The sequence below is a fragment of the Flavobacterium nitrogenifigens genome (assembly GCF_003254565.1).
Taxonomy (GTDB): domain Bacteria; phylum Bacteroidota; class Bacteroidia; order Flavobacteriales; family Flavobacteriaceae; genus Flavobacterium; species Flavobacterium nitrogenifigens.
This window is the reverse complement of sequence record NZ_QJRI01000171.1, coordinates 95164-116651: the sequence shown is the minus strand read 5'-3', so window position 1 is coordinate 116651 and position 21488 is coordinate 95164. Positions and strand designations below refer to the sequence as shown.

Below are 21488 nucleotides of genomic sequence, written 5' to 3'. Positions count from 1 at the left end.
CAATTCTAATGAATAGTAAAAATACAAAAAGCGTCCTGCATCAAATGTGGACTGCTAAGGGAGCGGTATTGATGATTTTTATGCTTTTTCTTTCTGCCAGTACTTTCGCGCAGACGAAAAAACAAATCTCAGGAACCGTTTATGACAATACGGGTACGGTATTGCCGGGAGCTTCTATCATTGAAGTAGGAACAAAAAACGGAACTACAACAGATTTTGATGGTAAATTTAGCCTTCAGGTAGCCGTAGGAGGTGCAATTGAAGTTTCGTTTATCGGATCGACAACACAAAAAATCCAAATTACGGGAAGTACTTCTAATGTTGAGGTACGTCTTCAAAATGACGGATATACATTGGCAGAAGTTCAGGTAGTTTCTGTAGGTTATGGAAAAGTGAAAAAATCAGATTTAACTGGAGCAATTTCTACAGTTGGAGCAGATGATTTAGTAAAAGGAACTATTTCTTCGACAGAGCAGGTTTTGCAAGGAAAAGTAGCGGGATTGAATATTATTCGTCCTTCTGGAGATCCTGCGGCGGGTTCTACAATTCGTCTTCGTGGAGGAACTTCTTTAACAGCAAGCAATAGTCCGCTAATTGTTGTGGATGGAATTGCAGGTGTAGATATTAACGTGGTTCAGCCTTCAGACATCAAATCGGTTGACGTTCTTAAAGATGCTTCGGCAACCGCAATTTACGGTTCGCGTGGAGCAAACGGGGTAATCATGATTACCACAAAATCTGGAACAAAAGGAGTTTCTGTAGTGTACAGCGGATTAACTAGTGTTGGATATGTTAATGATAACTTAGATTTATTATCTGCAAATCAATGGAGAGGTTATGTACGTCAGAACGGACTTGCCGATGCGGTTGATTATGGTGCAAATACAAATTGGCAAAAAGCAATCGAACAGACCGCAATTTCTCAGTCACATACTTTAAGCATCAATTCTGGAAAAGCAGATAGCGGTTTTAGAACTTCGCTGTCTTACTTAAACAACGAAGGAGTTATTAAAAAATCTGGTTTAGAAAGATTAAGCGGAAATGTTAGCGCTTACCAATTCTTGGGAGATAATAAAGAAGTAAAATTTGATATGGGTTTATTTGCAAACATTGACAAATGGCACCCAATTGATTATAGAATTTTTGAAAGAGCATACAACTTGAATCCGACAATTCCAGTTTATGATGCAAATGGGAATTTTAGTGTTGTAACAGGAAATCTTTACGAAAATCCAGTTGAGATTTTAACTAACAGAACTTTTGACAACGAAAGACACAGACTTTTAGGATATTTTAAAACAGATGTAAAATTCTTAAATGACTTTACTGCTACAGCAAATATTTCGTTAGAGCATAATGCAGTAAAAGGAGGAACATACAAACCATCTTATGCAGTTATGGAAGGGCAGACTGAAGGCGGTTTTGCGCAAAGAACATATGCTGAATATACCAATGCACAAGGGGAGCTTTATGTAAACTACAGCAAAATTATCGACAAACATAACATTAGCGCTTTAGCGGGATACTCTTACCTTGAAAATATCTATGAAGGTTTTGGAGCGCAAAGAGGCGGATTTGTAACAGATGCTTTCAGCTATAATAATTTAGGAGCTGGTTACAATTATCGTTTAAATGATGTGTATTCATACAAAGGGAAATCAAATTTAGTTTCTTTTTATGCTCGTGCCAACTATGGCTACGATGGTAAATATTTATTGACTGCAACTGTAAGACGTGATGGATCTAGCCGTTTTGGAGAAAACAATAAATGGGGAACTTTCCCTTCTGCTTCCGCAGCTTGGAGAGTTTCTAACGAAGAATTTATGGAATCTTCAAAAGGATGGTTGGATAACTTAAAACTAAGAGTAGGTTGGGGGATCACAGGAAACCAAGACGGAATTGGTGAGTACAAATCGCTTTCTATTTTAGGAGTTGGAAGTGACAGTTACTATGATCCAGTTACCAAAACTTGGAGTTTGGCTTATTCTCCAAAACAAAATCCAAATCCTGATTTGAAATGGGAATCTACAGAACAAGTTAACATTGGTTTTGATTTTGGTCTTTTTAATAGAATTACAGGATCATTCGAATGGTATTCTAAAACAACAAGAGATTTATTATACACTTACGAAGTGCCTCAACCTCCATATTTAGTGGGAACAATGTTGGCTAACGTTGGTGAAATGTCAAACAAAGGGGTAGAGCTAACTTTGAACGCAGATATCATCAGAGGAGATAAATTCAACTGGAATGCTAATTTAACTCTTGGACACAACGTTCAGAAAATCGAAAAACTTTCTAACCCAACTTATAAAACAGATGTTATCTACAGCGGATCTCTTCATGGTTTAGCGGGTATGTCTGGACAATATTCTCAAATTATTGCTGAAGGATATCCTGTTGGAACTTTCTGGGGATTCAAAAATGCAGGTTTAGATCCTAACGGAAAAATTCAGTATTACAATGCAGCTGGACAAGTTGTTGATGAAAGTGCATTGGTTGATGCTGATAAAACAGATTTAGGGAATATTCAGCCAGATTTGACTTTAGGTATCGGAATGAATTTTACGTACGGAAATTTTGATCTTGGACTTTCAGGATACGGAATGTTTGGACAAAAAGCTTTAAATGCTACAAACATGATGTTAAACGACCCAAACAGATTGCCAGCTTTTAATGTGCCAGATTCTTTCTTAAGCAGCGGTATCACTTCTGCTCCTAAGTATTCTGATTACTGGATTGAAGATGCTTCTTTCTTCAGACTTCAGACTTTGACTTTTGGTTATACTTTACCACTTAAATACAAAAAATCGAAAGTTAGAATGTATGTAATGGGAGAAAACTTATTTGTCATTACAGGTTACAAAGGTGTAGATCCAGAGATTGGTTTAAATGCTCAGGACGGAATAGGACAGACGGGAGTGATGGATCAAACTGGTTTGGCAGCTCCTGGAATTGATAGATACAACAATTATCCTCGTCCAACGACTATTTCTGTTGGATTAAATTTTACGCTGAATAACTAAGCGAATTGATAACCATAAAATATTAAAAATGAAAATCAAAATAACAGCAGCCATACTTTTAAGCATGCTTTTTACGGTATCATGTACTGATTTGGACGAACAGTTGTATGATAAAGTAGAAGACGGAAATTTCGGAAATACAACCAAAGAAATTGATGCGCTGGTAGGTGGAGCATATTCTTCATTACGAGGATTCTCCGATGCAATCTCTAATAATTTTCCAACTTGCGAATATGTTTTCTTTTTGAATGAAGTAGTTTCTGATGAAGCTACAATTCCGACAAGAGGTACAAACTGGTACGATGGAGGACAATACCAAGATGCTCAAAAACATACTTGGAAATCAGATAATAGAATGATTCTTTCGGCTTGGCGTTACAATTATACAGGAATTGCTAAGATTAATGCTATTATTTATCAGATCAACAAATCGTCTTTATCAGATAAAGCAAAAGAACCGATTTATGCAGAATTGAAAGCACTTAGAGCCTATTACTACTATAATCTTTTAGATTTGTTTGGAAATGTGCCAATTGTAACCAATTTTGAAGACACATCTCTTCCTGCCAATTCAACAAGAAAACAAGTTTATGATTTTGTTGAAAAGGAACTGACAGACGCTCTTCCGTATTTAAATCCAAATGTGGTATATTCTAAAATGACTAGAAATGTAGCGTATTCTGTTTTGGCTAGATTGTATCTAAACTCAGAAGCATTTATTGGACAACCACGTTGGCAGGATTGTTTAGACATGTGCCAGAAAATAACAGGATATAGTTTGACACCAGATTTCTTTTCGAATTTTGTGACAGAAAACCAGACTTCTCCAGAAATTATTTTTGCTATTCCTTACGATTCAAAAGCGGGAACAGTTGGAAATTACATGAACTCAATGTCTTGTCATTACAATCAAAAATTAGCAATTTCTGCAATTCCAAACAATTATCCTTGGAGTGCAAACGGAATGTGCGCGCAACCTGGAGTTTATTCTTCTTTTGCAGACACAGACAAAAGAAAAAAATGTATGCTAGAAGGCGATCAGATCAATCTTGCAACAGGTTCTGTAATCATGATGGATAACGGAGAACCGTTGACTTACACAGAAAACCTAACAAGTTTAGAAGATGCAAAAGAGAATGAAGGTGTTCGTTTGCATAAATACGAAATGAAAGCAGGAGAGCAATGGGAGCGTGATCACGATTTTGTATTAATTCGTTATGCAGAAATCTTGATGATGCAGGCAGAATGCTACGTTCGTCTGGGCTCACCAGATTTAGCTAGACCATTTGTACAGCAAGTAGCGTCTCGTGCAGGTGAAGAATTACCAACAACAATTGACCTTAAATTTATTGATCAAGAGTTATTGAAAGAATTCACATTCGAAGGAAGAAGAAGAACAGACAACATTCGTTTTGGAACATTCTTCGAACCATGGTGGTCAAAAGGTACAACGGAAAAATACAGAGCAATTTTCCCAATTCCGAGTACTGTTTTAACTACTAATAAAAATCTTAAACAAAATCCTGGGTATCCAAATTAGGTTACTAGAATGTCAGTCTTCCATGTTGGTTAGTCGTGGAAGGCTGGCATGTTTTTAAAAGTTGCATTAAATAGATCTACAGTGCTTAAAATATATTTAACACATAGAAACATAGATTTTTATGTGTAAAAAGGAGAAGGAAAGAAACTAGTTTCTCACACATAGCTATGTGTATTTATATAAGTGAAACGCCTTTTTCTAAGTTTCAAAAGCTATGTTTCTATGTGTTTAAATTATTAAGTATAAACAAAATAGTATCTCAATATGAAAAGATATATCACATCGTTGGTTTTTGGTTTGATGAGTATTGCGATGGTTGCCGGTTGCAGCAGCGATGACAAAGGCTCAGACAAACCAGTAGAACCAGAGAAAATAAACCCTGTTGCGATTGAGAAAACCAACAGCACCAAAATTTATATGCATTATATGCCGTGGTTTGAAACCAACGAAAGTAGTGCCGATAAAAAATGGGGATATCATTGGACAATGGCAAACAAAAATCCGAATAACGTAGGAACAAACGGGCAAAGAGAAATCGCATCGTATTATTATCCGCTGATTGGACCTTATCACTCAGGCGATAAAAATGTGATTGAAAATCATTTACTGTTGATGAAATATTCAGGAATTGACGGAATTCTGATTGATTGGTACGGCACTTACGACGTAAACGATTATAGAATGGTCAAAGAAAATACAGATCAGCTTATTGAAATGCTTGACAAAGTAGGCTTAGAATATGCCATTGTGTACGAAGACCGATTTCTAACGAATGTTGTCAATGCTGGAAAAGCAATTTCGGTAACCAGTGCAGCAAAAACAGATTTGGCTTATGTAGAAAAGAATTATTTTTCTGATGCCAATTATATCAAGATCAATGGTAAACCGCTGTTAATGAATTTTGGTCCAATTGTTCTACAGACCCCAGCAGAATGGACAAATGTCTTTAATACTTTAACAGCAAAGCCAACTTTCTTGACACTTTGGGATCATTCTTCAATGGCAGGAGAAAATGCTTCTGGCGAATATGCTTGGGTTTACAAAGACAATAGTTATTTAACAAACTTCTATACCAATACCAAACCCAAATTGGGTGTTGCAATGGGAAGTGCTTATCCTGGTTTTAAAGATTTTTATGCCGCAGGCGGAGGTGGTGCTGCTATTGGATGGACGATCGAACATAACAATGGAGCGACACTTGACGAAACTTTGACTTTGGCAAAAAATGCAAATGTAAATTACTTGCAGCTGATTACGTGGAACGATTTCGGAGAAGGTACTATGATTGAACCGACAGTAGAATTTGGGTATTCTTTTATCGAAAAAATCAAAACTTTTTCAGGAGTAAAAAGTACAGAAAGCGTATTTCCAGATATCAGTAAATTGTATGATTTACGCGTACAGAAAAAAGGAAATGTCGAAATCCAGAAAAAACTCGACCAAGCGTTTAATTATTTTGTTTCGATGCAGCCAGCAAAAGCAAAACAAGTAATAAGCGAAATAAAATAGAGCTGTAATTAATACAATTTAAATAATGAAAAACAGAAAATATAGATACTGTCTTGTCGCATTTGCATCAATGCTGGTTATGGCCTGCAGTACTAAAAAAACGTATAAAATCAGTTCTCCTGATAAAGTATCTGAATTAACTTTCGAATTAACTCCTTCAGGACAGCCGCAATACAGTTTTTCTTCTAACGGAAAATCGGTTATTGAGCCTTCGTTGATGGGATTTGAGTTTCAAGGTTTAGCTAAAATGACAGATGGTTTTGAAGTCATTTCGACAGAAGAAAAATCGGCAGATGAAACTTGGGAACAGCCTTGGGGCGAATTCAAAAAAGTAAGAGATCATCATAACGAACTGATTGTTCATTTAAAAGAAGCAAAAGGCGAGGAGCGTTTGGTAGATATCATTTTTAGGGTTTTTGATGATGGTGTTGGATTTCGTTACGAATTTCCAAAACAGCCTCATTTAGGAAAAGTGAAAATCTCCAATGAAGTGACGCAATTTACATTTAAAGACAATAACGAAGTTTGGTGGATTCCAGTTCATCGCGAAAACAGCTATTACGAAAGTGAATACCGTAAAACGTTAATGAGTAAAACCGATACGATTAATACGCCAGCGACTTTTGAAACCAAAGACAAATTGTATGTAGCCATTCACGAAGCCAACTTAACAGATTTTGCTTCAATGACGCTTTTAAAAACTACAGACAAACAATACAAAAGTGATTTGGTGCCATGGGCAGATGGTGTAAAAGTATATGCAGAAACGCCTTTTAAAACACCTTGGAGAACTATTGTTGTGGGGAAAAATCCTGGAGATGTAGCAACTTCTACTATTATGCTAAATTTAAACGAACCTTCAAAAATTGAAGATTTATCTTGGATTACTCCATCAAAATATATTGGAATCTGGTGGGGAATGCATTTAGAAAAATACACTTGGGGACAAGGACCAAAACATGGCGCAACAACCAAAAACACAAAAGAATATATTGATTTTGCTGCCAAAAATGGTTTTGACGGAGTTTTGGTAGAAGGCTGGAATGAAGGCTGGGACGGCGACTGGACAGCAGATGGTTCTGCATTTAGTTTTGTAAAAGCTTATCCGGATTTTAATTTGGAAGAAATCACAAAATATGCTGCTGTAAAAAATGTTCGTTTAATAGGACATCATGAAACGGCTGGAGCGACCAAAAACTATGAAAACCAATTGGAAGATGCTTTCAAGCTGTATCAGAAAATGGGAGTAAACTCAGTAAAAACGGGTTATGTAAACAAGTATTTGGATAAAAAAGAATGGCATGACAGCCAGTACGGAGCTCGTCATTATAGAAAAGTAATCGAAACAGCGGCAAAATATCATATTATGATTGATAATCACGAACCAATGAAAGGGACAGGGTTACAACGTACCTATCCAAATTTTATGTCTCAAGAAGGCGGACGTGGACAAGAATATAATGCATGGTCTGTAGATGGAGGAAATACGCCAGAGCATTTAACGACTTTGCCTTTCACAAGAATGCTTTCCGGACCGTTTGATTACACGCCAGGGAACTTCAATTTTGATTACAAAACACCGTCTGGAGCAAAAGTGCAAACTACTTTAGCAAATCAATTGGCATTGTATGTTATTATTTTTAGTCCGCTGCAAATGGCATCTGATTTACCTGAAAATTATGAAGGCAAAGCAGAATTCCAATTCGTAAAAGATGTGCCTTGTACTTGGTCTGATACTAAAGTTTTAGATTCTAAAATAGGAGAATACACTACAATTGCTCGTAAAGATTGGGATGAGAAAAATTGGTATTTAGGTTCAATCACAAACAGAAATGCAAGAGACTTAAAAGTAGCTTTGTCATTTTTAGATAAAGACAAAGAATACGAAGCAGAAATCTATGCTGATGGGCCTGGAGCAAATTATAAAACTAATCCGTATCCAGTTACAATCTCTAAACAAAAAGTAAACAGCAAAACTGTTCTAGATATCAAATTAGCAGCTGGAGGAGGAACAGCAGTAAAATTCTCTCCAATCGAAAAATAGTTTTTTAAGATTCTACCCCGATAGCTATCGGGGCTAAGTTTCTAAGATTCTAAAATTATAAAGTTTTATTTTGAGTTAAGTAAGTTTAAGTTTGGCAATAAACCCGATAGCTGGAGAGTTATCGGGTTTATTTTTTTGTTTCAAGTTTCAAGTTTCAGGTTTCAGGTTGGAGAAACTTTGAGCATAATTTTACCGCAAAGAGCGCAAAGTTTTTTCGCAAAGTTCGCGGAGTTTTTTTAAGTGGATTTTGTGAGAATGCAAAGTTCGCAAAGCTTTAGTGCAAAATTTTAATCTCGCAAAGACGCAAAGTCGCAAAGAATATAAAAATCTTTGCGACTTTGCGTCTTTGCGAGAATATTTCGTTCAGTTAAAAAATCTTAGTGCTCTTTGCGGCAAAATTATGCTCATAGCTTTTTTTCACAAAGCTTTGAAATAAAAACTTTGCGACTTCGCGTCTTTGCGAGAACATTCCATTCAGCTCAAAAACCTTTGCGAACTTTGCGTAATTCTTAGCGTTCTTAGCGGTTAAAAAAAACCTTAGAACCTTAGTATCTTAGCACATCAGAACCTTTACTTCGTAACTTTAACATGTTTTCCAAAAGTGTAGACTGCTGTAAGAGTTGGTCCATTATATCCCCATTTTAAGAAACCATTTAAACGTTCTTGAACCGTATCAACTCTAAAATTCAAACCTGTATAGCCTGCTGTAAGGCTAAAGTTGTTTACAACATTATATAAAACCGATAAATTATAGCTTATGATTCGGCCATCCGTTTCGTCAATTTTTACGGCAAGATAATTTACATTGGCATATAATCCCCATCGTTTTCCGAGAACAAATTCTCCCCAAATTCCGATATCTGGTAACGGAGCAGTAAAGTCAAAACTATCATGATACTCTACACTTTGTGTATTAGCATTTAATTTTAGGCCTAAATCTGCAAAAAGAACATGCGCACCAATTAATAAACCAGCTTGATATTTAGGTTTCGATAAAATAGCGTAACCATAAGCAATTCTAGCAATTTGTACATTAAAAGTACCACGGACACTTCCATTTAAAGGATAAGTGTGGTCTCCAAAATTTATATCTCTTTGCAGTGTTTTTGTTGCAGTTCTGTCTAGCACAAAATATTCAAAACCTAATCGTGATCTTTTGGAGATACGCCAATCAAATGTTCCTAAAAATGATGCGGTCGATTTAGAAAAACCCAAATCATTTTCAAGATCTATTTCGGTTCCTATATTTCCGTTGTTGCCTTCAACTTTAACTTGAGTATTATTTACAGGAAAAAATCCACCGGCAGTAACTTTAAATTTTCTATTGTGCCAGGGCAGATCTTCAACAGTATTATCTTGAAAATCGTCAGTTTCAGTTTTTAGAGTTGGTAAGCTCTCTTCTTTACTAGTTTCAGCAACAGTTTGAGCGTTTAGGGGAATCCAAAGGAGCATCATTACCAAAAAAATAAATAATTGTTTCATCAGAGTAATTTTTAAGTTTTTATTAGGCAATATTTAACATTTAAAGTTAGTAAAAATAATCGTTCATTTTCTTTTTATCGCCTAATTATTTTTTAGAAGTAACTTGTGAATCAGTAAAATATGAATTTTATAAAATAATAGTTGACATGTCACTCTTTTTTGTAAATTTGCCAAATGGAAATTAAACATACCGATAAAGAGAATTTTTCAAATTTTTGGAAAGAAGAAATATCAGATAGTTTCTTCTTCCAGATTCATCGTATCAAACGAGCAATTTTCAGACGTACAAATGCGTTAATGAATGAAGCCGGAATCACATTACAGCTAGAACAGCTGCCACTATTGATGATTCTGCACCATAAAAGTCTTTCGCAAAGAGAATTGTCAGACAAAACAATGCGAGACAAATCGTCTATTTTGAGAAGCATTACAGCTCTTGAAAAAAAGAATCTAGTTGAGGTGGTAAAAGACAAAATGGACAAGCGAAAAAACATTGTAAGTCTTACAAGTGAAGGAATCACATTAGCTAAAAGCATTCGCTCCCTGATGAAAAGAGCAGAAGAAGAGGTCATGTCTGTGTTTACTCCAAAAGAAAGAATCGAAGCGTTGAATGCCGTGAGATCGTATGCAGATAAACTTGAAATGCTTTAATTTTTTTTAAACTTTAAAAGTTGATATGTCAACTGATTTTCTAAATAATTAGTATTAAATAAATGAAAAAAAACGAATTGTTAGAAGGGCCAATCCTTTCTTCATTATTAAAATTAGCGGTCCCGATTATGATTGCTAATCTTTTACAAGCCGCATATCAGTTGGTAGATGCTTTTTGGGTAGGGCGTTTGGGCGGAGATGCCGTTGCGGCGGTTTCTATCAGTACGCCTGTAATATTTTTAACCATTGCTTTAGGAACCGGATTGGCGATTGCTGGTTCTATTTTAATTGCACAATATTTTGGAGCAGGAAACCAAAAAATGGTCAATCATGTGGCGGCGCAGACTTTGTCGATGGTGATTATTGTCTCTGTTTTCTTGTCGATTATTGGGTATATTTTAAGTCCATATTTTTTATACTTATTAAAGGTAGAGCCCGCAGTTTATGTTGATGCTTTAGGATTTATGCGTGTTGCATTTGTAGGTCTTGTTTTTAGTTTCGGATTTATGATTTTTCAGTCCATTATGCGTGGTGTTGGGCGTGTAACGTTGCCTGTTTATATAGTTTTAGGAACCGTTATTTTGAATTTTGCCCTAGATCCGTTGTTTATTTATGGATGGAATTTTATTCCGGCCTTGGGCGTAAAAGGAGCAGCGTTAGCGACTTTATTTACACAGCTTTTGGCGATTATTATCGGATTTGCCATTTTGTTTAGAGGAAAACACGGAATTCATCTTCGCATTTCCGATTTTAAACCAGATTACAAACATATAAAAAGAGCATTCGAAATTGGATTTCCGTCTTCCATCGAACAATCTATGCGTGCTTTGGGTATGATGGCGATTACATTTTTGATTGTTCGTTTTGGTACTTTAACAGTCGCTTCTTACGGTGCTGGTTCCAATTTGATTCAGCTGATTTTAATTCCAGCTTTGGGATTATCAATGGCAATTGCCACTCTTGTTGGACAAAATATTGGCGCTGGAAATGTTACTCGTGCCGCTGAAATTTCAAAACTTGGGGCCTATTTAGGTTTCGGATTATTGACAGGTCTCGGAATTATAGCATTTATTTTCGCACCCTATTTAATTGCTTTTTTCGTTCCAAATGATCAAGCGGTTATCGAAGGAGGAACAGAATTGCTAAGAATCACTTGTCTTTCTTGGGGATTTCTTGGTTTGCAGCTTTGTTTGACAGGTGTTTTTCGCGCGGTTGGAAATACCAAATTGCCCATGATTTTAACTTTAGTTTCGCAATGGGTAATACAATTTCCATTGGCTTATATTTTGTCTCATAATACTTCTTTGGGAAAAATTGGAATCTGGTGGGCTTTTCCGATTGCTTCTGTTGTAACAGCTTTAATAACAGTCGCCATATATGCAAAAGGCGATTGGAAGAAAGAGAGATTGACCGGGAAAACGAATAAATTAATTGATAAAGTTGAAAGTGAAATAGTGAAGGAGGGATTTGATATTTCTAAATAGAGGTTCTGAGTTGCTAAGATACTAAGGTACTAAGGTTTTTTAAAGACGCACAGATGTGCGTCTTTTTTATTTTTCTTACATTTTATTGCTAACGTTGAAATAAAATTTCAGTATCTTTCAAACTTTACAACTAAAAACTTAGCACCTTAGTGCCTCAGAACCTTAGAACCTTTTTAAAATGACTAAAAATCTAAAACGTTATTTCATAAAATCTATTATTGTACTAGCTTTAATTCATTTAGCTTACTTTTTATATGGTTATTTTACTTTTGAAGGGCTTAAAAACATTGATATCTACACTGAATTTTACCGTTTTAAATTTTATGATGACGTTTCGATTTCGCACTTTTTCGTAAGCGGATTGTTTTTACTCCTCTTTTTGATTTTTCTGATTCGCAACCATTCGAGAGAAAATTATAAAGGTGGCAATCTTTTTAAAATTGCTGTTTATCTGCTGTTGATTTCGTTTTTGACTTTTTCGTTTTTCATTAGTTATAGTTTCGGAATGAATGCCAAACTGAAAACAGAGTTGTCTGAAAATGATTTTAATAATGACAAAAAACTGCTGAATGTTTTAAATCCGTTTTTGTATGGATATACTTCGTATAGTTCTGAGAAATTATTCAATTATGAGAATATTTTATATCCAAAGCCTTATCCTGTAATTCAACAAGAAGATACAATTGTGCCAGGCGAATATGCGATCACTGAAACTAGCTATTACAGCATTGATACCATAAAAGCGCTGACAAGTACTTTTGATAAAACTGCAAATAAAGCAGATAGTATTTTTGATATTCTTGGTTTTGATAAGGAAGAATTACATAAAAGAATTATCTCAAAAACAGTTTTAGGAGACAGCACAGAAATTATTTTTAAAGGTGCACAAGTGCGTCCAGAACATGAAAGTGATATCTGTATTTTCTTGGAAAACAAATCTTTATTCAGTCCGGTTCAAGGAGATTCTGTTGATAAACAGAGGTATCAGGCAGCTGTAGATCGTTATAAATTACTTTACAATTCTAAAAAAGATTCATTAACGTATACTTTTCAGAAATTGGACACGATCTTAAAGAAATACAATATAGAAACAAACGTGATTCCGAAGCTGTTAACTCAAGATGTATACCATTATAGAGATAATAAAGATGAACCGCTTAACGGAATTAGAAATACTTTTGATAGAAAAGCTTTAACAGAAAAATTTAAAACTTTAAATAAGCTGTTTTACGAACCTAATTACTTGCACCCAAATATTATTGCAATTTATTTTGCTGTGATTGTTGCGGTTTGGATTGTACTGTTTTTGTTTTATATCCTTTTCAATAAGAAAAAAGTTCAATAACAATGTCAAATTTCAATGTCAAATTCAAAAATCAAAAAATAATTGAAAATTGTTATTGGAATTTGGAATTTGATTTTTACTATACCCTATGGTAATCTGCTTTCCAGTGTACAATTGCTTTTTTGATAGCATCTCCGGTTAGATTGTTTTTTAAAACATCTTCTATAAGCGGAATCAATTCGTTATCTGGCGCAAAGCGAAGTGCAAATATTTGATCGTCTGTAAGTTTGTATTCAAATTCTTCGAATCTTTTGCCTGTTAAAGTAAAATAACGATAACGCATTTCTAAGCGCACGATTCTGTTTTGTAGCGTTAGCGCATAGTGCTGGCGCAACATATAAGCCAGTGCAAAAAGAAATACAAAAGCTACGCTGATAAATGCCCATATTAAATGATCTTCTGTTGTAATACTCAAATAAATGCTTGCAATTAAGAATAAAATTAAAACAGGATAATAGATAAAATGGTGTGGGGTGTAAAACCGTATATGATTATAATATGTCTGGATTTTCATGTTTTTATCTTTAAATGGCAGCCTATAAAAACAAAACTACTCTATATTTCTATAGAGTAGCTTTTTCCCAAAAATAAACTAACATAACCAATGTTCTCTTTATAGACTAAACTTTTTACAGTTTGCTTTGTAAATTTTAATAAGAAGAAAGCCTTTTCATTTCGCTAATCAAATCTTCAGTATGGCTTATTTTTCTTTGAAGTAAAATTAGATCGAGAGCAGTTGTTTTTTGTTATACTTTAAACGGAAAAAGTTACATGATTCCAATATTTGCATTTTAATTATATAAAATATTGGATTTTATAATAAGGTTTTAATGACGTTCCATTCGTTTAATTTATCTTGAAAAGCCTTACTAGCATTGGCAGGACTTGTCGATGGAAGTGTGAATGTTTTATATTCTTTTTTTAAATGAACATACTTTTTAAAAAACGCAGCAGCTTTCTGTCCGTTAAAAAGAATGTTTTCTATTTGAGGATGAGTTTCTAAGAAATTTTCAAAATCATTTGCGATTTCATTCTTTATAGCGCTATCCAAGCTTCCAACACGATCGCAAAATTGTAAGACATCCCAGAGTGCGATGCCGTTTTTAATTAATAAGCTTTTTCGTATTTCGTAATCATTTGAGAATTCCTCTCCCAAGATCTGAAACAGAAATTTCCAAAAATTATTCTGGTTATGGCCGTAATATTGGTTGAGTTCTAAAGATTTTGTTCCAGGCATTGTGCCTAAAATTAGAATTTTAGAGTTGGGAGAACTAATAGGAGCAAAATAAAAACTTTTCATACTTACTTTCTTAAAAGAGTTGTGATATAGGTTAAAATAACCATTTATAAGGAATTATAAAACAAAACCAAAAAATTATATAACACTTTTGGTCTGTCTTTAAACGAACTTTGATTTTCAGATTTCTAGAAATAATCTGTTTAGCAAATTATAATTTTAAATCCGGAGAACCATGAAAGTAGTTACTATAAATACAGAAAAAACTCAAAATATATTTGATGAACTTCAAGCAAGTTTTGGCGGAAAGGTGATTTTTGATTTAGAGGAATATACACTTGCAGTAGAAAATAGTTTTGCTGAAGGTTCTATTATTGGGGCTTCATTTGCAGACAATATCTCCTACGTTCAGTTTGATATGACATTTTCTACAGATGTTAGGTTGGACATTCTAAATGTAAAATCCTCGCCAATTTATTTTGCTTATTGTTCTAAAGGAAATCTTTCGCATAGTTTTGGATTGAATGGAGAAGAACGAAAACTGAAAACTTTTCAGACGGCCATTGTAACATCAAAAAACAATGAGGATAATGTTTTATTTTTTGAAAAAGGAAAAAAAACAAAACTGACTTTAATTATTGTAGGAACTCAGATTGATGCTACGAGTCAGACACATTCTTTAAACCAGCAAGTAAAAGATACTTTTTTTGAGAATAATCAGGTTGCAGATTTCTTTTATATCGGATCTTATAATTTGCAGATTGCAGAGAAAATCGAACAGCTTAATTCGATTACTCAAAGCGGAATTGTTAGAAATTTACTGAAAGAAGGAATTATGAGAATTATTTTGGCCATGGAAATTCAACAGCATTCAGACGATTTACATGCTTTTGCAAACGAAGCAAACGGATTGACGGTAAGGGAGTTGGAAGAAGTAAAAGATCTTTCTGAATTTATAAAATCAAATCCAGAAGAAGCTTTTTCAATTAAATCTTTGAGTAAAAAGTCGGGTCTTTCTCCAAACAAACTTCAGGAAGGCTTCAAAATGATTCACAATCGCACAGTCAATGATTACATTACGCACATGAGAGTTCTAAAAGCTGAAATCCTGATTAGAACCTCAGATCTAAATATTTCTGAAATCGTGTATTGCATTGGTTTTACAAGCAGAAGTTATTTCTCTAAAATTTTCAAACAAAAATTTAACTGCAGTCCAAAAGAGTATAAGTTTAATTTGAATTCTCTAGCAATTACTGCATAATTGAGGTGCAAAGGTACAGAGTTACAAAGGTGTAAAAGTTTTTTTAGTAGAGTAATGTAGTTAGCTATTAAGCAATATATATTTAAAGACTAAGATTCATAAATCTTAGTCTTTTTTTGAAGAAAAACTTTGAACCTCTGCAACTTTGAAACTTTGTACCCAAAAAAAACTTTTGCAAAAAGATTTTTTTATACATTTGCATAACTAGTTATATAATTAATTATTTGTTATGGAATTTTTTGATAAAGTTGGAAAATCGGCACTAGGAAGCCGTTTACGTTTAATGACTGCTGTTGTTACGGATGATGCTGCGAAAATATATGAATTGTATGGAGTTGATTTTGTGCCGAAATGGTTCCCTGTATTTTATACATTGGCTGAAGAACGTGAAATAACCATTACGGAAATTGCTAATGAGATTGGGCATTCGCAGCCTTCTGTCAGTAAAATTATTCAGGAAATGATTGCTGCTGGACTAATTGAAGAAAGCGCAAAAACAGAGGATAAAAGAAAGAATAATGTTGTTCTTACCGAAAAAGGAATTTTGATTTCGAAGAAAATCAAACAGCAGTTGGAAGATATTGATGTTGCAATTGAAGGAATAATTGCTGAAAGCAAACATAATCTGTGGGCAGCATTGGAAGAATGGGAATTTTTATTGGAGCAAAAATCTTTAATTAAAAGAGTTAGCGAACAAAAGAAAAAGAGAGAAAGTAAAGACGTAAAAATAGTTGACTATAAGCCAGAGTATCAGGAAGCTTTTAGAGCGCTGAACGTAGAATGGATTTCGACTTATTTTGAAATGGAAGAAGCTGATTATAAAGCATTGGACAATCCTGAAGAATATATTTTGAAAAAGGGTGGAAAAATTCTGGTGGCTTTGTATGAAAATGAACCTGTTGGAGTTTGTGCTTTAATTAAAATGAATAATTCTGAATATGATTTTGAGATGGCAAAAATGGCCGTTTCTCCAAAAGCACAAGGAAAAAGTATTGGCTGGCTTTTAGGAAAAGCAATTGCTGAGAAAGCAAAAGAACTTGGTGCCAAGAAAATATATTTAGAAAGTAACACGATCTTAAAACCCGCCATAAATCTATATTATAAATTAGGTTTCGAAAAAGTTTTTGGCTTAGAAACGCCTTATAAAAGATGTAATATTCAGATGGAGCTGGTTCTTTAGGAAAGGTTCAAAGGTTCAGAGGCTCAAAGGTGCAAAGCCTTAAAGTTTATTAGTTTGTAAAGGTTCAAAGAAAATAGGACAAAGATTGAAAACTTTGTAACTATGTCACTTTGAACCTTTGCACCTAAAAAAAATCACCTTCCAAATCGATAATACTCCAAATCTGTATTTTTTTTGTTGTGAAGTGAATCTAGGACAGAATTCATTGCGAGAACGCTGAAGGTAATTCCGTTTCCACCGAAGCCTAGAATGTAATGTTCGTTTTTCCTCGGATTTGGTTTTCCGAAGTAGGGAAGACCATCTTTAGTTTCACCGAAAGTTCCTGCCCAGGAATAGTCAATTTTAAAATCTAAATCGGGAAATCGTTTGTAAAATTGTTTTAAAAGATATTGTTCTTTTTTAGGCAGTAACTTATCGCGTTTATTGGTGTCTTTAAAATCTTCATCTCCGCCGCCCATTATAATGCGATTATCTTCTGTAGTTCTTATATAGTGGTAAGGAGAAGCTGTATCCCAAAATATAGAATGCCTGAAGTTTTCTGGAAGATCGGGCTGACTTTCAGAAGTAATTACGTAAGTGCTTTTTAAATCGACAACCTTCTCTTTTAGCGTTTCTGTGCTTTCGTAGCCTGTGCAATGAATAATATGGTCGGCCGTAATAACATGTTTTGAGCCTGTAGTGGCAATAATTTTACCTTTTTGATGCTGTATGGAAGCAATATTCGTACGATCAAAAATAGGCATGCCTTTTTCATGGCAATGAAATAGAAGATCGCTTGCTAGTTTGAAAGGGTCCATAACTGCCGCCGTTTTAGATTCTATTCCTGCAATGGCATTCAATCCCATTTTTTGCAATTCTGATCTGCCCAGCCAGCTGATTTCAAAACCATGCTGTTTTCTAGCTTTAAATTCATTTTTTAAATAAGGCACATCCTTTTTTAAAGTAGTAAAATGAATGCTTTTTTTGAATTCAAAACCACAATCGCAACCGACTTCATCGATGATACTTCTCAAATCAAAAATGGCTTTTTTTCCATTTTGATAACTGTCTACGGCACATCTTGTGCCACGAAGTTTGATGAGCTGATGCAATGGAACATCAATTTCGTACTGCAGTAAAGCGGTACTTCCAGAAGTGCTTCCGCCACAGACATCGCGACGGTCTACAAGAACAATTTTTTTTCCTTCGTTTAGTAATTTATAAGCGGTTAAAGCGCCTGTAATGCCACCGCCAATTATTAAAATGTCGGCGGTAAGATCGGAATCTATGGAAGGGTAACTTTGTTTTATGGCATTTTTTAATGGCCAATAGGTTTCGGTAGAGCTCAATTTCATTTTTTGGTTATTTTTTTAGAGGTGTTTTTGGTAGTTTTTTTGATGTTATCTGGTTTTATATTTTTTTCTTTTTTTCGATTATGAAGTTCATTTGCCTCAGCAATTGAATGTGAGGTTCTTATGCTTAGGTCTTTTTTTGCCAATTGGCTTAAATGATGATAGTATTTCTGGATAATGATCATTTCTTCTTCAGTCATGCTTTCAATATCGACAAGACTGTTACTCGACTGTTCATTTGATGCCACGAGTTCATTTAGTTTTAACTGAATGGCAAGCGAATCTTTATTTTGTGCTTTTTGAATTAAAAAAACCATTAAAAAAGTAATAATTGTAGTTCCTGTATTGATGACCAACTGCCAGGTTTCTGAATAATCGAAAATAGGTCCAGAAGCAGCCCAGACCACAACAAGAAGAAAGGCACCAATAAAAGCTGGAGTACTTCCTGCAGCTTTTGAAACTTTTGTAGCAAACTTTTCGAATGCACTGCTTTTATGTTGAGATTGAGAATTCATTATTTCTTTGTTTTGGGTTTGCTTACTTTTTCTTCTCGAATAACTTTATTGTTTTTTTCGTCATAGACAGCGGGATTGATTTCTTGTCCTGTTTTGCTGAATATTTTAATTTTTGGAGCTTCGTGCGTTCCAGTAATTACAATCGGAAAACCAATGATTCCGAAAAGCGGAAGTCCTAAACGCATTCTTAAATCCAAAAGTCCGTCAAAGCTTGTAGTTCCTTTAATCGTTGGCCTAAAACTGGCCACACTAAAGGTAAATGGCTCAATATTTATAAGATTCTTGTCTATTGTCGATTTAATTTCAATTCCTTTCATATCAGGATTATTCAAACCGCTTTGTCCCGTTTTAGAACTGATTCCGTCAAAAAGTTTCAGTCCTTTAATTTTCACATCGCGTAAATTAATGGTTCCGCCACCTTGCATAGATTCATAAATGGGTCCCATATTGCCGTTCAAATCTCCCTTTACGTTGTAGTCAACAGAGATTATTCCGTGTGCTTTTTCGGCTGCAGAAACCATGTCATGAAACATCGGAATTTCTTTGTAAGCTCTCTGAACATCAAAGTCTTTAGCCGTAAAATGAGCATCATAATGTGCCGAGGTCGGAGACTCGTCTTTATACAATGCATTAATACCTAAAACACAGTCAATAATACTAAAGGTAACATTTTCTAAGTAAAATCCTTCTTTTTTTATTCCTATTTTTCCGTTTAATTTGTTAAATATCAATTTATTGTACTCTATTTTGTCTGCATTTGCATTTAAACTGACATTTAAGTTTTTCGGAATAATAACAACACCGCTCATTTTAGGATGATCTTCTTTGGCATATTCTACTTCGAGGTTACGATCTTTATTTTCGCCTTCTTCAAGCGCCATAAATTCGTCCACATTAATCAATTTTGATTTTAAGTTAAAATTACCGCTCAAAGTTCCTTTTGATTCTAAGAAATAATTGATGGTATTGAGCAGATAACCATTAATATCAAAATCCGATTTTCCGTAGGAAGCATTAAACTTTTCAAACCACATTTTTTCGTTCTGAAAACGGAAATGTCCTTCTTTGATAAAGAAAGCTTTCGGGAACAATTCTGAAGTTGCTTTTATGTTTTTTAGCAGTAATGTTCCTTTATTATCCAATTTATTGTACTGACCAGTTGTGGCGTAACTTTGTTTTCCTTTTAAAGAAAGATCAGCTTTAGCATAACCTGTTAAATCCAAACCTTTTTGTGAGAATACCTGATAAATTCTACCCACATTCAGTTCGCCTTTAATTTTGGCATTATAAGCTAAATCGCTAAAATCTGATAATGTGGCATTGACATAAACAGGATTTCCTTCAAAAACAAAAGATGCAGGTGCCACAGCAACAATCAAATCTTGATACGTTCCCGCTTTATTAAGCATATTGGCTATAAAAGTGATATTAGTAATAGGATTTGGATAATATTTTGTTTTAAGCCAACCATTTCGCAGTGAAATTCCGCCAATAGTTTTTGGGAACAGTTTTTTTGAAGTGCTAAAAAGCCCTTTTGCCTGAATATTGGTTTTTAGAATTCCTTTTAAATCTATATTTTCCAATCCTAGCGCGGCATCAACAACAGCAAGATCCAAAGCACCTTTCACGCTTGCATTAATCGACATTTCGCTTAAACCTTTGCTATGCAGATAAGCATTAAAGTAATCTTTTTCGCCCACTTTAAATTTCAAGGTTCTTAGATTAACCAGCAATTGCTCAGTATCAAGAGACGGAAGCATCGCATTCAAATCCATTTTAAAATCGGTTAAAGGAACTGGCGCATTTTTATAATTTACCGAACCTTCATTAATTTTTAAATTGAAAGCTAAATTTGGTTTTTGTTTTTTCTGAACGTTATAATCTCCTTTGAAAGTAAGCAGTAAATCACTTCTTCCCGAAATTTCTGTTCTTTCTAGCCAGGTTAAATATTCTGGTGGCATTACAGACAATAAATCTTTAACCGTTGTATTTTCTGAAGCTGCTTTAATATTGATTTTATATCCGTCTCTTAAAATGGAAAATAAACCAGTAAATTTTAAAGGCAGTTTATTGATATGAAGTTCATTTTTTTGAAGAATAAAGGTAAGGGCATGCGTATTGATTCGGGTAATTAAATCGGCACTGACTTTTTTTCTTCTCAAATAGCCTGTTCGATCATAAAAGAAATCCAGATTATCAATTTTGGCATCGGTTGCAAGGTCAAAAATATCGTCGCTTAGATTTCCTTTTCCGATATAATTAAAGCCTTTTGCATCAATCAGAATCTTTGCCGAACGATCATTATATTTTACATGGCAGTTTTGTAGATCAATACGCTCTAGTCGAATTGCAGTTCCTTCTTCGGGAGCATTCGAATCTTCTTTTTTGTCTTTGTCTTCTGGGGCGACATAAATGTTATAATTTGCCTGACCTTTTTCGTTGACCATTATATTTATTGAGGCATCAGAAACATAAAGTTTATTGATCTTTACTTCATTGTCAAAAAGCAATCTCTTAATATCTATTCCAAAAGCAACCTGATCTGCTTTTAACAAAGTATCATTATTGAAAGGTTTAGAACCTGTTAAAGACAAATCATCTAAAGCTACCGTTAATGAAGGGAAATGTGTGAAGAACGAAAGTTTAGATTTGGTAAATTCCAATTTTGTATCCAGTCGCTCGTTGGCAATTTTCTTCACTTCCGAAGCGATTTTTCCAGGAAATAGCAACGGAATAATAAACAGCAAAAACAAAATCACCACAATCGTAATTCCAGTAATTTTTAAAACTTTTAAGGCGGTATGTTTGATTGAACTTGGCATATAATTTTAATTGTAAATTGTGAATTATGAATTGTGAATTGTGATATGCTGGATTTGGATT

15 protein-coding genes are annotated in these 21488 nt (G+C 34.4%); 9 read left to right on the top strand and 6 right to left on the bottom strand.

All coding sequences use genetic code 11. The features are described 5' to 3' along the window. Positions 1-8: 8 nt before the first annotated feature. The 4 genes from DM397_RS08790 to DM397_RS08775 all read left to right on the top strand — a co-directional run bounded on the left by DM397_RS08790 (position 9) and on the right by DM397_RS08775 (position 8119). A complete protein-coding gene (locus tag DM397_RS08790) occupies positions 9-3026 on the top strand; it encodes a SusC/RagA family TonB-linked outer membrane protein (RefSeq protein WP_239457821.1) in 3018 nt (1005 codons plus the stop codon). 28 nt (positions 3027-3054) lie between these two features. Continuing rightward, positions 3055-4566, top strand: a complete 1512-nt coding sequence (locus DM397_RS08785; RefSeq protein WP_111377178.1) for a RagB/SusD family nutrient uptake outer membrane protein — start codon at positions 3055-3057, stop codon at positions 4564-4566. A 264-nt stretch (positions 4567-4830) separates the two neighbouring features. Continuing rightward, positions 4831-6075 (top strand): glycoside hydrolase family 71/99-like protein, encoded by a 1245-nt coding sequence (locus tag DM397_RS08780; protein WP_111377177.1) that lies wholly within the window; start codon positions 4831-4833, stop codon positions 6073-6075. Positions 6076-6100: 25 nt separating this feature from the next. Beyond that, complete coding sequence (locus tag DM397_RS08775; protein ID WP_111377176.1) at positions 6101-8119, top strand: glycoside hydrolase family 97 protein; 2019 nt, start codon at positions 6101-6103, stop codon at positions 8117-8119. Positions 8120-8689: 570 nt separating this feature from the next. Here the strand turns inward: DM397_RS08775 and DM397_RS08770 are convergent. After that, positions 8690-9601, bottom strand: a complete 912-nt coding sequence (locus tag DM397_RS08770; protein ID WP_111377175.1) for a hypothetical protein — start codon at positions 9599-9601, stop codon at positions 8690-8692. A gap of 174 nt (positions 9602-9775) precedes the next feature. On the opposite strand from DM397_RS08770, the gene DM397_RS08765 reads away from it, so the two are divergent. The 3 genes from DM397_RS08765 (at position 9776) to DM397_RS08755 (ending at position 13081) form a co-directional block, all read left to right on the top strand. Beyond that, positions 9776-10252, top strand: a complete 477-nt coding sequence (locus DM397_RS08765) for a MarR family winged helix-turn-helix transcriptional regulator (RefSeq protein WP_111377174.1) — start codon at positions 9776-9778, stop codon at positions 10250-10252. Positions 10253-10314: 62 nt separating this feature from the next. Continuing rightward, positions 10315-11736 carry an MATE family efflux transporter gene (locus tag DM397_RS08760; RefSeq protein WP_111377173.1) on the top strand — a complete coding sequence of 474 codons (1422 nt, stop codon included), beginning with the start codon at positions 10315-10317 and terminating at the stop codon, positions 11734-11736. Positions 11737-11914: 178 nt separating this feature from the next. Then, positions 11915-13081 carry a hypothetical protein gene (locus DM397_RS08755; RefSeq protein ID WP_111377172.1) on the top strand — a complete coding sequence of 389 codons (1167 nt, stop codon included), beginning with the start codon at positions 11915-11917 and terminating at the stop codon, positions 13079-13081. A gap of 79 nt (positions 13082-13160) precedes the next feature. On the opposite strand, the gene DM397_RS08750 is transcribed toward DM397_RS08755, so the two are convergent. Next, positions 13161-13595, bottom strand: coding sequence for a DUF6526 family protein (locus tag DM397_RS08750; protein ID WP_111377171.1), 435 nt, complete (start codon positions 13593-13595; stop codon positions 13161-13163). Positions 13596-13895: 300 nt separating this feature from the next. Then, positions 13896-14381, bottom strand: coding sequence for a DNA-deoxyinosine glycosylase (locus DM397_RS08745; RefSeq protein WP_111377170.1), 486 nt, complete (start codon positions 14379-14381; stop codon positions 13896-13898). A 172-nt stretch (positions 14382-14553) separates the two neighbouring features. Here DM397_RS08745 and DM397_RS08740 point away from each other — a divergent pair, with 172 nt between their 5' ends. Next, the gene (locus tag DM397_RS08740; protein ID WP_111377169.1) at positions 14554-15579 is read left to right on the top strand and encodes a helix-turn-helix domain-containing protein; all 1026 of its coding nucleotides are present in this window, start codon (positions 14554-14556) and stop codon (positions 15577-15579) included. A 229-nt stretch (positions 15580-15808) separates the two neighbouring features. Further along, positions 15809-16759 (top strand): bifunctional helix-turn-helix transcriptional regulator/GNAT family N-acetyltransferase, encoded by a 951-nt coding sequence (locus tag DM397_RS08735; protein ID WP_111377168.1) that lies wholly within the window; start codon positions 15809-15811, stop codon positions 16757-16759. Between the two features lie 134 nt (positions 16760-16893). Here DM397_RS08735 and DM397_RS08730 read toward each other — a convergent pair whose 3' ends face one another. The 3 genes from DM397_RS08730 to DM397_RS08720 are packed head-to-tail and all read right to left on the bottom strand — an operon-like array spanning position 16894 to position 21427. Beyond that, positions 16894-18093, bottom strand: a complete 1200-nt coding sequence (locus tag DM397_RS08730; protein ID WP_111377167.1) for an NAD(P)/FAD-dependent oxidoreductase — start codon at positions 18091-18093, stop codon at positions 16894-16896. Next, complete coding sequence (locus DM397_RS08725) at positions 18090-18605, bottom strand: low affinity iron permease family protein (protein WP_111377166.1); 516 nt, start codon at positions 18603-18605, stop codon at positions 18090-18092. Before DM397_RS08725 ends, DM397_RS08730 begins: the two co-directional genes overlap by 4 nt. Continuing rightward, positions 18605-21427 carry an AsmA family protein gene (locus tag DM397_RS08720; protein ID WP_111377165.1) on the bottom strand — a complete coding sequence of 941 codons (2823 nt, stop codon included), beginning with the start codon at positions 21425-21427 and terminating at the stop codon, positions 18605-18607. Before DM397_RS08720 ends, DM397_RS08725 begins: the two co-directional genes overlap by 1 nt. Positions 21428-21488 lie beyond the last annotated feature (61 nt).